This window comes from Streptomyces sp. NPDC005962 (assembly GCF_040629205.1).
Taxonomy (GTDB): Bacteria; Actinomycetota; Actinomycetes; order Streptomycetales; family Streptomycetaceae; genus Streptomyces.
This window is the reverse complement of record NZ_JBEXVE010000009.1, coordinates 160,616-173,499: the sequence shown is the minus strand read 5'-3', so window position 1 is coordinate 173,499 and position 12,884 is coordinate 160,616. Positions and strand designations below refer to the sequence as shown.

The following is a 12,884-nucleotide window of genomic DNA, read 5'->3' as shown; positions in this document are numbered from 1 at the left end:
TCCTGCAACAAACGCGTCAGGCTCACAGCGTCGTGCGTCTTCCACGCGGCTGGAACCCTTCACCGCCTGCGGCCGTCGGGACGGCCGTCCGCTGAGGACTAGTGAGGACTGAAGACCACGTGAGCACTGCTTCCCCCGGTAAACCTGTCGTACTCATCGCCGAAGAGCTGTCGCCCGCCACGGTCGACGCCCTGGGCCCGGATTTCGAGATCCGCAGCTGCAATGGCGCCAACCGAGACGAACTGCTTCCCGCCCTCGCCGACGTGGACGCGATCCTCGTCCGCAGCGCGACCAAGGTCGACGCGGAAGCCATCGCCGCGGCGAAGAAGCTGAAGGTGGTCGCCCGGGCGGGCGTCGGCCTGGACAATGTGGACGTCTCCGCCGCCACCAAGGCGGGCGTCATGGTCGTCAACGCGCCGACGTCCAACATCGTCACCGCCGCCGAGCTGGCCTGCGGCCTGCTGGTCGCCACCGCCCGCAACATCCCGCAGGCGAACGCCGCGCTGAAGAACGGCGAGTGGAAGCGCAGCAAGTACACCGGTGTGGAGCTGAGCGAGAAGACCCTCGGCGTCGTCGGCCTCGGCCGCATCGGCGTCCTGGTGGCCCAGCGCATGTCCGCCTTCGGCATGAAGGTCGTCGCGTACGACCCGTACGTCCAGCCCGCGCGCGCCGCGCAGATGGGCGTGAAGCTGCTCACCCTCGATGAGCTGCTGGAGGTCTCGGACTTCATCACGGTCCACCTGCCCAAGACCCCCGAGACCGTCGGCCTCATCGGCGACGAGGCGCTGCGCAAGGTCAAGCCCGAGGTCCGGATCGTCAACGCCGCCCGTGGCGGGATCGTCGACGAGACGGCGCTGGCCGCGGCCCTCAAGGAGGGCCGGGTGGCCGGTGCCGGTCTGGACGTGTTCTCCAAGGAGCCGTGCACCGACTCCCCGCTGTTCGAGTTCGACAATGTGGTCGCCACCCCGCACCTGGGCGCTTCCACCGGCGAGGCCCAGGAGAAGGCGGGCATCGCGGTCGCGCGCTCGGTGCGGCTGGCCCTGGCGGGCGAGCTGGTCCCGGACGCGGTGAACGTGCAGGGCGGTGTGATCGCCGAGGACGTACGCCCCGGGCTGCCGCTGGCCGAGAAGCTGGGGCGGATCTTCACCGCGCTCGCGGGCGAGGTCGCCGTCCGGCTCGACGTCGAGGTGTACGGCGAGATCACCCAGCACGACGTCAAGGTGCTGGAGCTCTCCGCGCTCAAGGGCGTCTTCGAGGACGTCGTCGACGAGACCGTGAGCTACGTGAACGCCCCGCTGTTCGCGCAGGAGCGCGGCGTCGAGGTGCGGCTGACCACCAGCTCGGAGTCGACCGAGCACCGCAACGTGGTGACCGTGCGCGGCACCCTGGCCGACGGTGACGAGGTCTCGATCTCCGGCACGCTGGCCGGTCCGAAGAACCTCCAGAAGATCGTCGCGGTCGGGGAGTACGACGTCGACCTGGCGCTCGCCGACCACATGGCGTTCCTCCGCTACACGGACCGTCCGGGCATCGTCGGCACGCTCGGCCGCATCCTGGGCGAGGCGGGCATCAACATCGCGGGCATGCAGGTCTCGCGTGCCGCGGTGGGCGGTGCCGCACTGGTCGCGCTGACCGTGGACGACACGATTCCGCAGACCGTGCTCACCGAGATCGCCGAGGAGATCGGCGCCACGTCGGCCCGTTCGGTCAATCTGGTCTGAGCCGCGTAACGCCTACGCGCCCGAAGGGCCCGGCCCCCGCTTCACGCGGGGGCCGGGCCTTTTTGGTGTGCCCGCACGGACTTTTTCATCAGGCGTTGAATAAAGTGGCGGGAAGGGCTACGCTCTGACTATGTGGAGAAAAATTCTCCACATAGCTCCGTATGTGCCCAGGTGTGCCCTCCGCAGGAGATCCGCCGTGTCCGAAGACACTCCCCGCATGCGCGCCGACGCGCGCCGCAACCGCGAGCAGATCCTGCGCGCGGCCCGCGAGGTCTTCGCCGATCAGGGGCCGGACGCCCCGCTCGACGAGATCGCCCGGCGCGCCGGGGTCGGCATCGCCACCCTCTACCGGCGGTTTCCCACCCGCCCCGACCTCTTCCGCGGCGTGGCCGCCGAGGTCTTCACCGCCGTGGCCGGGGCCGCGCGGCGGGCCGCCGACGCGGAGGGCGACCCGGCCGACGCCCTGCGGCGCTTCATGCACGCCGCCCTCGACCTCAAGATCGGATCGGTGGTACCGGCGCTGCTGGGCCACTTCACCGCCGCCGAACTCTTCGACCGGGTACGCGCCGCCGACCCGGCCGACCCGGCCGACCCGGCCGACCCCGCCGACCCGGCCGTCCCCAACGCCCCGGCCGACCCCGTCGGCACCGTCGACCAGCTCCTGGCCCGCGCCCGCGCGGTCGGCGCGGTCCGCCCCGATGTCGTCTTCGGCGACATCGTCCTGATGATCATCCGGCTGTCGCGGCCACTGCCCGGCGGGGGCCGCATCCCCGACGACGACGCCCTCGCCCACCGCCAGCTCGACCTGTACGTGGACGGGCTGCGCCCCACCGGCTCCCCGCGGCCCACCACCGCCCTCGGCGGCCCGGCCGTCGACGCCGCCGCCTTCACCCGCATCCGGGAGCGAGTGATCGACGACGCCCGTGCCGCCGTCGACTGATCACCCATCACCATCCATAGCGCACGACCTGAAAGGCCCCCTCATGTCCGAGCCCTCAGCCATACCGCCCGAGGCCAACCCCAGGCGCTGGCTCGCCCTGCTGTTCATCGGCCTCGCCCAGCTGATGATCGTTCTCGATATCACCATCGTGAACATCGCCCTGCCGTCCGCCCAGCGCGACCTGGGCATTTCAGCCGGTGACCGGCAGTGGGTCATCACCGCGTACACCCTGGCCTTCGGCAGCCTGCTGCTGTTCGGCGGCCGGATCGCCGACTACACCGGCCGCAAGCGCGCCTTCCTGGTCGGTCTGATCGGCTTCGCCGGGGCCTCCGCGCTCGGCGGCGCCGCCCAGGGGCTCGGGATGCTGCTCGGGGCCCGTGCGCTCCAGGGCGCCTTCGCCGCGCTGCTCGCGCCCTCGGCGCTGTCGCTGCTGGCCGTGAACTTCACCGAGGCGCGCGAGCGCGCCAAGGCGTTCGGCATCTTCGGCGCGATCGCGGCGGGCGGGGGCGCGATCGGCCTGGTCGTCGGCGGGCTGCTGACCGAGTACCTGGACTGGCGCTGGTGCCTCTACGTCAACGTGCCGATCGCCGTCCTCGCGGCGTTCAGCTGGTCCGTCCTGCCCGCCGACCGGCCCGCCGAGCAGCGGGCGCGCTTCGACATCCCCGGTGTGCTGCTGGCCGTCGCCGGTCTGGTGTCGCTGGTCTACGGATGCAGCGAGGCCGACTCCGAGGGCTGGGACTCCCGGCTGGTGACGGGTCTGCTGACGCTCGGCGTGGTGCTGCTCGTCGCGTTCGTCCTGGTGGAACAGCGTGCCGCCCATCCGCTGCTGCCGATCCGGGTGATCGCGGACCGCACCCGGGGCGGCGCCTATCTGGCGGTCGGCATGTCGGTGGTCGGCATGTTCGCGATGTTCCTCTTCCTCACCTACTACATGCAGATCGTCAAGGGGTACTCGGCGCTGGTCACCGGCGTGGCCTTCCTGCCGATGACCGCGGCGGTGCTGGCCGCCGCGGGCGGCGTCGCCGCGCGCCTCATCCCCAGGGTGCCGCCGCGGACCCTGGTGGTCCCCGGTCTGCTGATCGCGGCCACCGGGGTGGCGCTGCTGGTCCCGCTGGACGTCACAAGCTCGTACGCGGCGGGCGTGCTGCCCTCCGAACTCCTCGTCGGCTTCGGCATGGGCCTGGTGATGGCCCCCTCGATGAACTACGCGACCCACGGCGTGCGGCCGCAGGACGCGGGCATCGCCTCCGCCACGGTGAACACGGCCCAGCAGATCGGCGGTTCGATCGGCACGGCGATGCTCAACACCATCGCCACCAGCGCGACCTCCGACTACCTGCGCGACCACGCCCGGAGCATGACGCCGGACACCGCCAAGGAGGGCCTGGTCGAGGGCTTCTCGCACGCGTTCGTCTGGTCGTCGGTGATCCTCACGGCGGCAGCGGTGGTGGTGGGCGTACTGATGAACACCCCGCGCCCGGCGCCCGACAAGTCCGCCCAGGGCGCCGCGTCCACCCCCGTACACCTGGGCTGACCCCGATCGTCAACGCCGTAGCCGCCCGTCACTCGTGTGAGGGACGGCCACGGCGTTCCCGCCCGCTAGGCTGGGCCGTTCGGACAGAGTTCCGCCCATGGAACGAAGCACGGCTGAGGAACCGCTTCCGGCTTGGGCCTTTCCGCCCCCGGGCGGATTCACCGCAGGCGACCTCGACCGCATTCCGGATCTCCCGCCGCACACTGAGCTGATCGACGGGAGCCTCGTCTTCGTCAGCCCGCAGAAGAGTTTTCATTCGCTGGCTGTCTCTTTGCTGGAGCAGGGTCTGAGGGCATGGGTGCCGGAGTCGCTGAGCGTGTGTCGCCAGATGACGATCACTCTCAATCCCGGCAACCGTCCCGAGCCCGATATCTCAATCCTGCGTGCGGAGGCTGTGTCCGCCGAAGCGGACGAGACGGGCTATGACGCTGCCGATGTTGTGCTCGCTGCGGAGGTGGTGTCACCGGAGTCGGAAGGCCGCGACCGTGAGCGCAAGCCGCAGTTGTACGCCAAGGCCGGAATCCCGCATTTTTGGCGGGTCGAGAAGGGCGAGGGGCGTCGCCCGGTTGTCTACGTCTATGAGCTGGATCCAGCGACCGGCTCCTACGTCCCCTCCGGTATCCACCACGACCGGCTGAAGCTCACGGTTCCGTTCGACATCGACATCGACCTCACCGAGATCGACCGCCTGTAGGGGCCGGAGCGAGGCTCAGCCCGCCATCTCGTACGCGTAGTCCGGCGAGAACGCGCCCGCTGCCCCCGCGCAGCCGTCCAGTTCGCCCGGCGGCTTGATCCACAGGTAGGCGTCGACGGCCGGGTCGCCGGTGTTGGCCGTGGGGTTCTCGCCGACCTTGCGGCCGTGCGGGTCGCACCAGGCGTCGCCGGGCGCGGGGCCGTTGCCGTTGCGGCTGGTGTCGATGACCGCGGTCAGGCCCGAGGAGCTGCCGAGCTGGGCCAGCACGGCCTTGGCGAAGGTCACCTCGTCCGCGGTGCGGCGGTAGTTGGAGACATTGCTGTAGATGCCGTCGCCGCTGCTCAGCACGCCCGCCGAGCGCAGCCGGGAGGCCTGGACGGCGGCGCTGTTCCAGGCGGAGTGCCCGGCGTCGAAGTACACCCGGGCCTTGGGCGCGGCGGCGTGGATGGCGGCGGAGGCGCGGGCGAGCGAGGCGTAGCGGCCGCTCAGCTCGGACGGCGACAGACAGCTGATGAGCGCGATCGAGTCCGGTTCGAGGATGACGACCGAGGAGCCGCTGCCCAGCCCGGCGGCGAAGCCGCGGACCCAGGCGTCGTAGCTCGCCAGATCGGGCGCCCCGCCCGCGGACGCGCCGCCGCAGTCGCGGTTGGGGAGCTGGTACGCGACGAGCACGGGCACCTGGCCCTTGGCGGACGCGGCCGAGGTGATCTTGCGAACGTCCTCGGTGACGGTGCCGGGGGTGTACCGCGAGAACCAGACGGCCTGCGGCTGGGACGCGATCCGCGAGGCGATCCGGGCCCGGCGGGAGTCGTTCGGGTTGGCGGCGACCCACTTGTTGACGAGCGAGTCGGGATGGTTGAAGAAGGCGGTGGCGGAGGGCAGTTCGCCCGCGGCGGCGCGGGGCGCTTGGCCCGCGCCGACCAGGAAGGTGGTGGCGAGTGCGGCGGCCGCCAACGCTCTGTTGATGCGCACGGTGCATCAGTCCTCTCGCGGACCGGGGAACGGGGAGGGGGACGGGGGCGCTACCTCCTGGTTGCCGCCGCGCGAGGGAAGGTTGCCGTCCCCGGCGTTCCGGCATACGGGCGTCTTAGACGCTTGTATGGGCCCGGGATAGGCTGACGCCATGGGACATCGAGAGGATCTGCTGGCCGGGGCGAAGCGCTGTCTGCTGGAAAAGGGCTGGTCACGCACGACCGCGCGGGACATCGTGGCCGCCTCGGGGGCCAACCTCGCGTCCATCGGCTACCACTACGGGTCCAAGGACGCCCTCATGCGGGAGGCGCTGTTCGCGGCCATGAGCGACTGGGCCGACGAGGCGCAGGTGATCCCCGCTCAGGATGCCGCGACCGGCGGTGAGCTGACGGAGCGTTTCGCGGCGGGCTGGTCCCGGGCCCTCGAACTGTCCGGCAAGCACCAGGCGATGTGGCGGGCCCAGCTGGAGGCCGTCCTGCAGGCCGAGCACGACCCCGCGCTGCGGGAGGCCTTCGACCGCGCCCAACCGGGGGCGCGCCAGGGGCTGATGGGGCTCTTCCACGGCCTCGACGAGCGCGAGGTCGACGAGGAGACCTCCCGGGTGCTGGGCTCGCTCTATCTGACGCTGGTGAGCGGGATGGTCGTCCAGCAGGCCCTCGACCCCGGCCGCACGCCCGACGCCCGGGACCTGATCGAGGCGATGCGCCGCATCGTCGGCGGCACGCCCCCGGCCGCGTCGATGCCCGCCTCAACTCCTGCCTGAGCGGGCGGCCGCCTACCGGAGCCGGGCGGCCTTCAGCGCCATGTGGAGCAGCAGGCGGTCGTCGCCCGCGTCGAGGTCCAGGCCGGTGAGCTGGCGTACCCGGGAGAGGCGGTAGTAGAGCGTCTGCCGGTGGATGCCGAGCATCTGGGCGGTACGGCTCGCCTGGCCCGCGCAGTCGAGGAACGTCTCGGCGGTGCGGGCCAGTTCCGCGTGCGCGCCATCCAGGAGGGGGCGTACGGCGGCGTCGGGGGCGGTCGTGGGGAGCGTGGCCAGCAGCCGGTACGGGCCGATGTCCGTCCACCGCGCGATCGGGTCGAGCCGGGCGTCCGCCCGCGCGGCCCGGGCGGAGGCCAGCGCCTCGCGCCAAGCCGCGGGCAGCTCGTCCAGCCCGCGCCGCGCCTCGCTGAGCCCGGCGGCGCTCTCCCGGCCGCCGCCGCACGGGAGGTCGCCGCCGTGCGGCTCGGCGGTCCGGCCCGGCGCGCTCTCGGCGGCCGCCGTGCGGGGGGAGCGGAGGAGCTGTTCGGCGGTGGCCCGGGCGGGGCCCAGGGAGGTGGGGGCGCGCAGCCGGACGAGGGCGGCCAGCGCCGTCTCGTCGGGGATCACGCAGGCCGCGGAGATGCCCGGCAGATGGGGGAGGCCCGGGTGGTCCTCGTCCTCGCCCGTGTCCGGCACCCACGGCAGGACCGCGACCAGCGCCTGCGGCCCGTCGGCCGTGCCGCGCAGCGCGGTGTGCAGGCCCGAGCAGGCCGCGTCGCGGGCGGCGGGCGGCCCGGTGAGCAGTTCGCGCAGCAGCTCGCCCAGCTCCTCACCGGCCCGTGCCTCGGCCGCCAGCAGGGCGCCGATCCGGGCCGTGGTCTCCATCGCCCGGACCAGCCGCGGGTCGGTGGGCGTCGCGGGGCCGCCCAGTTCCAGGTCGGAGAGGTGGCCGTCGTCCAGCAGCCAGACGTAGCCGTGGACCACGCCGCGGTGGCGCACCGGCAGACAGAGGCGGCCCATGAAGACCCCGGCCCCCGGGTCCGGCGGGATGCGCAGCGGGGCCTGCGCCCGGGCGATCCCGAACGCCTCGAACCAGGCCCGCACCGCCGCGGTCGAGCGGCGCTGGAGGATGGAGCGGGTCCGGACCGGGTCCAGCGTCGGTTCCTCGGCGTCGTCGCTGTCCTGCGCGCCGAAGGCGATCAGGGCGAAGTCGCGGTTCTCCAGGGTCGCGGGCGCGCCGAGCGTCGCGGTGATCTCGTCCACCAGCTGCTGATAGTCCTCGCGCATGGCGTCCCGGCCTCCTTCCCCGCATGCCACCTCAGCCTCTCATACAGGTGTCTGAGATCCCGGACACGGATGCGTGACAGCTGTCGATGGCTCCGATGGAGCGCCATGCTTAGGTTTCACGGTGAGTTGTTGGAGCCGTTCACCGGCCGTCATCGTGGAGGTGCCCTGTGCTGGGACCCGTACTGCTCGCCGCCGCGCGCAGCGCCGCCATCCGTCGGATCGTGTCCGGCGCGCCGGTCACCCGCCCCATGGTGGATCGTTTCGTCGCCGGTGAGCAGCTGGCGGAATCCATGGCGGCGGTGCGAGGGCTCACCTCCCGCGGCCTGGACGTCACCCTGGACCACCTGGGGGAGGACGTTACCGACCGGTCCGAGGCGCTGCGCAGCCGGGACGACTATCTGGCGCTGATCGAGGCGCTCGCCGGGGAGGGGCTCGGGGCCCGCGCGGAGATGTCCGTGAAGCTCTCCGCCTTCGGCCAGGCGCTGCCCGGCGGCCATGACCTCGCGCTCGCCAATGTGACCCCGGTCGTCGAGGCCGCCGCGGCGGCCGGGACGACGGTCACCCTCGACATGGAGGACCACACCACCGTGGACTCCACCCTCGCGATCCTCGGCGAGCTGCGCACCCGGTTCCCGCAGACCGGCGCGGTCGTCCAGTCGTACCTCTTCCGGACCGAGGACGACTGCCGCGCGCTCGCCGGGGAAGGCTCGCGGGTGCGGCTGGTGAAGGGCGCGTACAACGAGCCCGCGTCGGTCGCCTACCAGGACAAGCGTGAAGTGGACCGGGCCTTCGTGCGCTGTCTGAAGATCCTCATGTCCGGCGACGGCTACCCCATGATCGGCTCGCACGATCCGCGCATGGTCGCCATAGCCCAGGACCTCGCGCACCGCCTCGGGCGCAAATTGGACGAGTACGAGTTCCAGATGCTGTACGGCATCCGCCCGGCCGAGCAGGACCGGCTGGTCGCGGAAGGTCACCGTATGCGGGTTTACGTCCCGTATGGAACAGACTGGTATGGGTACTTCATGCGGCGGCTCGCCGAGCGCCCCGCGAACCTCGCGTTCTTCCTGCGCTCGCTCGTCGGCCGCGGCTGACAGTCCTCGGCTCACGACACCACGACGACCCTCACGACAAAGGAGACACGGCCATCATGGACGCTGTGACCCAGGTCCCCGTGCCGGTGAACGAGCCGGTGCACAGCTATGCCCCCGGCAGCGCCGAGCGCACCCGCCTCGAAGCCAAGCTCAAGGAGCTGGCCGACAACCCGATCGACCTGCCGATGACCATCGGCGGCGAGAAGCGCCTGGGCGGCGGGGAGCGCTTCGACGTCGTACAGCCGCACCACCACGCGGCCCGCCTCGGCACCTACGGGAACGCCACCAAGGAGGACGCGCAGGACGCGGTCGACGCGGCGCTCGCCGCCGCCCCGGCGTGGCGCGCGCTCAGCTTCGACGACCGCGCCGCGATCATCCTCAAGGCCGCCGACCTGCTGTCCGGCCCGTGGCGCGAGACCCTGGCCGCGTCCACCATGCTGGGCCAGTCGAAAACCGCGCAGCAGGCCGAGATCGACACGCCGTGCGAGCTGATCGACTTCTGGCGCTTCAATGTCCACTTCGCCCGCCAGATCCTGACCGAGCAGCCGATCGCCAACTCCCCGGGCGTCTGGAACCGCAGCGACCACCGGCCGCTGGAGGGCTTCGTCTACGCGATCACGCCCTTCAACTTCACGGCGATCGCGGGCAACCTCCCCACCGCCCCCGCGCTGATGGGCAACACGGTTGTCTGGAAGCCGTCCCCGACCCAGACCCACGCCGCCGTGCTGCTGATGCGGCTGCTGGAGGAGGCCGGGCTGCCCAAGGGCGTGATCAACCTGGTCACGGGTGACGGCAAGGACGTCTCCGACGTGGCGCTGACCCACCCGGACCTCGCGGGCATCCACTTCACCGGCTCCACCCGCACCTTCCAGCACCTGTGGAAGACGGTCGGCAACAACATCGAGAACTACAAGACCTACCCGCGGCTGGTCGGTGAGACCGGCGGCAAGGACTTCATCGTCGCCCACCCGTCCGCCGACCCGGCGGTGCTGAAGACGGCGGTGACCCGCGGCGCCTTCGAGTTCCAGGGCCAGAAGTGTTCCGCCGCCTCGCGCGCCTACATCCCGCGCTCCCTGTGGGAGAACGGCCTCAAGGAGGAGCTGGCGGCCGAGGTCAACGGTCTGGCCATGGGCACCGTCACCGACCTGGGCAACTTCATGGGCGCGGTCATCGACGACCGGTCCTTCGCCAAGAACAAGGCGGCGATCGACCGGGCGAAGTCCGACCCGACGATCGAGGTCGTCGCGGGCGGCACGTACGACGACAGCGAGGGCTACTTCGTCCGCCCGACCGTTCTGGTCTCCACCGACCCGGAGAACGAGATCTTCAAGGACGAGTACTTCGGCCCGATCATCGGGGTGTTCGTCTACGAGGACGCCGAGTACGACGCGATGCTGGAGCAGATGGAGTCGGCGTCGGCGTACGCCCTGACCGGCTGCGTCATCGCCCAGGACCGCGCCGCGGCCGCCGCCACCTGCGAGGCGCTGCGCTTCGCGGCCGGCAACTTCTACATCAACGACAAGCCCACCGGTGCCGTGGTCGGCCAGCAGCCCTTCGGTGGCGGCCGCGCGTCCGGCACCAACGACAAGGCGGGCGCGAAGCAGAACCTGATGCGCTGGTCCTCCACCCGCTCCATCAAGGAGACGATGGTCCCGCCGACGGACTACCGCTACCCGCACATGGGCTGACCCGCCCGGCGCACCCGCGCCGCCCGGGTTCCGCCCGCTGAGCCCCGCCCCCGATCTGGCTGCGAGCCGGTCGGGGGCGGCGTGCGTGGAGCGGGGTGAAACGGCATAAACCTGTGGACGCCCGAGGTGCGCGAATGCTAGCGTCTTGCATTCAAGTCAGCGTTATTTACCGCAGTTTACGTGGATAACGAGCCATGGTCGGGGCCGAACGGGGGTCGGCCTCGGCCATGGCTCGTCTCAGATAGTAGGACGTCCGACTAATTCTGCAGACACGGGCGCTCCGCTCCCTTACTTTGATGGGAGCCGAACGTCCCGCTCCATCGAGCGATGGCGGAAGCGGCCGGTGCACTCGTGCAGGTGACCCCTGCCGCACCCAGGCCCCCGCCCCTTTACGGCTAAATCACCTTCTCGGGGATACCTCCCGGCCGTGCGCCGGGGTTCAGCAGAGGAGACGTGCATCATGGCCGAGCAGACCATCCGCAGGGTCCGCCGCAAGAACAACGACACCGCCGACCGGAGGAACGCCGCCGCCGCGCTCCAGCGCGCGCTCGACCGCCGCGACAACGGCGGCTCCACCGGTCACTGAGGAGCGGGGACGGCGCTCCGGGACCGCCGCTACCGGCCCTTGGAGCGGGTGACCTCGAAGTGGTCCACCCGCTCACCGGACTCCGCCAGCGCCGTGACCCTCAGGCGCGGGTCCGGGCCCGGCTCGACCTCCACCGCGAGGAACGAGAAGCCGGTGTAGCGGACCCGTGACCACTCCACGGTGTCCTTGTTCTTCTCGCCGTCCTTCGTCCAGTGGTAGCTCTTCACCTCGTCGAGATCCTTGACGTGCCCCTCGTAGCTGTCGGGCACCGGGAACTCGTACAGATCCGCCCCGGCGCCGCCCGCCGTGACGTAGACGATCCCGTCGCGCACCGCGTCCGCGCCCCCGCCGACCGGCACCTTCCGGGCCACCTTGCCGCCGCGGATGGCGTCGGTGCGCTCGTAGACGTGGTTGTGGCCGTTGATGACCAGATCCACTTGGTGCTTCTCGAAGAGCGGCACCCACTCGTCGCGCACCCCGCCGTCCGAGGCGTGCGAGCTGGTCGTGGAGTAGGCGCAGTGGTGGAAGAAGACCACCAGGAAGTCGATGCCGGACCGCTCGCGCAGCTGTCCCAGCCGCCGGTCCAGCCAGCGGGTCTGCTCGCCGCCCGTGTAGCCCTTGTTGGCGGTGATCTCGTAGCTGACGTCATTGGCGTCCAGCGCGACGACGCCCACATTGCCGTAGGTGAAGGAGTAGACGCCGGGCGCCTTGCGGGGGTCGGGCCCGTTGTCGGGCAGTGACCAGCGGGCCAGCTGTCCGCCGTAGCCGTCGGGGGAGTACCACGCCTCCATGTCGTGGTTCCCGGTCGTCACCATCCACGGCACGCTCGCCGCGACCGAGTCGGTCTGGGCGAGGAAGGAGTCCCAGACCCGGGCGTCGTACAGGTCGGACTTCTTGCCGTGGCCGGTGGTGTCCGCGTAGCAGATGTCCCCGGCGTGCAGATGGAACGACGGATTCTGGCCCAGGATCAACTGGTCGTTGGCGAGCGCGTCATAGCTCACCCCCTGGTCGCCGAAGGCGGTGAAGACGAACTTCTCCGGCCGCTTGGGGGCGGTGCGGAAGGTGCCCAGCGAGGAGAAGTGGCGCGGGTCGGCGGGGTCGTAGCCCTCGTGGCCGACGCCGTAGTAGTAGGTGACGTCGGGGCTCAGTCCGTCCACCGCGGCGTGCAGGTAGTACTGGTCGACGGCGGGGAGCTTGTCGCCGAGCGACGGGGTGTGCAGATGGCGGACCTCGGCCTCGACCTTCCGGGTCAGCTCCGTCGGCCGCGCGCCGATCCGCAGATAGGGCTTGCGCACCGCGAACGGCACCTGCCAGGAGACCCGCATCTGCGTCGTCGGGTCGGCGCCGAGGGCCAGATGGCGGCCGAAGGGGGCCACCAGCGCGCCGTCCACCTTCGGCGCCGCGGGGCGGGCGTCCGCCGCGGGCGACGTCTTGGACCCGGAGGCGCCGGCGCACCCGGCGCCGCCCAGCGCCACCGCGGCCGCCCCGGCCGTCGCGGCGCCCCCGCGCAGCACCCGTCGGCGGGGGAAGGCGTCGCGCAGGTACTCGTGCTGCTCCGCCATGGTCATCCGGCTCGCTAGCGGCTCCGGAATGCCGAACCGTGGTGTATGCATGATCCGGAATCTCCCC

The 12,884-nt window shown here is 71.4% G+C and carries 11 protein-coding genes; 8 read left to right on the top strand and 3 right to left on the bottom strand.

Annotation, left to right across the window (positions count from 1 at the left end; genetic code table 11):
• Positions 1-119: 119 nt before the first annotated feature.
• The 4 genes from serA (at position 120) to ABZ370_RS17545 (ending at position 4,889) form a co-directional block, all read left to right on the top strand.
• Positions 120-1,721: a phosphoglycerate dehydrogenase gene (serA, locus tag ABZ370_RS17560; protein WP_358621274.1), complete on the top strand. Its 1,602-nt coding sequence runs from the start codon at positions 120-122 to the stop codon at positions 1,719-1,721.
• Positions 1,722-1,917: 196 nt separating this feature from the next.
• Entirely contained in the window at positions 1,918-2,661 is a 744-nt protein-coding gene (locus tag ABZ370_RS17555; protein ID WP_358621272.1) for a helix-turn-helix domain-containing protein, read from the top strand.
• A 43-nt stretch (positions 2,662-2,704) separates the two neighbouring features.
• Positions 2,705-4,195, top strand: coding sequence for an MFS transporter (locus tag ABZ370_RS17550; protein WP_358621270.1), 1,491 nt, complete (start codon positions 2,705-2,707; stop codon positions 4,193-4,195).
• A gap of 97 nt (positions 4,196-4,292) precedes the next feature.
• Positions 4,293-4,889 carry a Uma2 family endonuclease gene (locus tag ABZ370_RS17545; RefSeq protein ID WP_358621268.1) on the top strand — a complete coding sequence of 199 codons (597 nt, stop codon included), beginning with the start codon at positions 4,293-4,295 and terminating at the stop codon, positions 4,887-4,889.
• 15 nt (positions 4,890-4,904) lie between these two features.
• Here ABZ370_RS17545 and ABZ370_RS17540 read toward each other — a convergent pair whose 3' ends face one another.
• A complete protein-coding gene (locus tag ABZ370_RS17540) occupies positions 4,905-5,861 on the bottom strand; it encodes a glycoside hydrolase family 6 protein (RefSeq protein WP_358621265.1) in 957 nt (318 codons plus the stop codon).
• 151 nt (positions 5,862-6,012) lie between these two features.
• On the opposite strand from ABZ370_RS17540, the gene ABZ370_RS17535 reads away from it, so the two are divergent.
• Positions 6,013-6,624: a TetR/AcrR family transcriptional regulator gene (locus tag ABZ370_RS17535; RefSeq protein ID WP_358621263.1), complete on the top strand. Its 612-nt coding sequence runs from the start codon at positions 6,013-6,015 to the stop codon at positions 6,622-6,624.
• A gap of 12 nt (positions 6,625-6,636) precedes the next feature.
• On the opposite strand, the gene ABZ370_RS17530 is transcribed toward ABZ370_RS17535, so the two are convergent.
• Positions 6,637-7,887 carry a helix-turn-helix domain-containing protein gene (locus tag ABZ370_RS17530; RefSeq protein ID WP_358621260.1) on the bottom strand — a complete coding sequence of 417 codons (1,251 nt, stop codon included), beginning with the start codon at positions 7,885-7,887 and terminating at the stop codon, positions 6,637-6,639.
• Between the two features lie 167 nt (positions 7,888-8,054).
• Here ABZ370_RS17530 and ABZ370_RS17525 point away from each other — a divergent pair, with 167 nt between their 5' ends.
• The 3 genes from ABZ370_RS17525 (at position 8,055) to ABZ370_RS17515 (ending at position 11,255) form a co-directional block, all read left to right on the top strand.
• Positions 8,055-8,981 (top strand): proline dehydrogenase family protein, encoded by a 927-nt coding sequence (locus ABZ370_RS17525; protein WP_358621257.1) that lies wholly within the window; start codon positions 8,055-8,057, stop codon positions 8,979-8,981.
• A gap of 56 nt (positions 8,982-9,037) precedes the next feature.
• Positions 9,038-10,669 (top strand): L-glutamate gamma-semialdehyde dehydrogenase, encoded by a 1,632-nt coding sequence (gene pruA, locus ABZ370_RS17520; protein WP_358621255.1) that lies wholly within the window; start codon positions 9,038-9,040, stop codon positions 10,667-10,669.
• 460 nt (positions 10,670-11,129) lie between these two features.
• Positions 11,130-11,255, top strand: a complete 126-nt coding sequence (locus tag ABZ370_RS17515) for a hypothetical protein (RefSeq protein WP_358621252.1) — start codon at positions 11,130-11,132, stop codon at positions 11,253-11,255.
• A 29-nt stretch (positions 11,256-11,284) separates the two neighbouring features.
• Here the strand turns inward: ABZ370_RS17515 and ABZ370_RS17510 are convergent, their stop codons facing one another.
• Positions 11,285-12,868: a metallophosphoesterase family protein gene (locus tag ABZ370_RS17510; RefSeq protein WP_358621249.1), complete on the bottom strand. Its 1,584-nt coding sequence runs from the start codon at positions 12,866-12,868 to the stop codon at positions 11,285-11,287.
• Between the last annotated feature and the right edge of the window lie 16 nt (positions 12,869-12,884).

Excerpts from the sequence above, each read along its gene's own strand:
- pruA (WP_358621255.1), top strand. The coding sequence starts at position 9,038 with ATGGACGCTGTGACCCAGGTCCCCGTGCCGGTGAACGAGCCGGTGCAC.
- ABZ370_RS17510 (WP_358621249.1), bottom strand. The coding sequence starts at position 12,868 with ATGCATACACCACGGTTCGGCATTCCGGAGCCGCTAGCGAGCCGGATG.
- ABZ370_RS17535 (WP_358621263.1), top strand. The coding sequence starts at position 6,013 with ATGGGACATCGAGAGGATCTGCTGGCCGGGGCGAAGCGCTGTCTGCTG.
- ABZ370_RS17515 (WP_358621252.1), top strand. The coding sequence starts at position 11,130 with ATGGCCGAGCAGACCATCCGCAGGGTCCGCCGCAAGAACAACGACACC.
- ABZ370_RS17530 (WP_358621260.1), bottom strand. The coding sequence starts at position 7,887 with ATGCGCGAGGACTATCAGCAGCTGGTGGACGAGATCACCGCGACGCTC.
- ABZ370_RS17550 (WP_358621270.1), top strand. The coding sequence starts at position 2,705 with ATGTCCGAGCCCTCAGCCATACCGCCCGAGGCCAACCCCAGGCGCTGG.
- ABZ370_RS17545 (WP_358621268.1), top strand. The coding sequence starts at position 4,293 with ATGGAACGAAGCACGGCTGAGGAACCGCTTCCGGCTTGGGCCTTTCCG.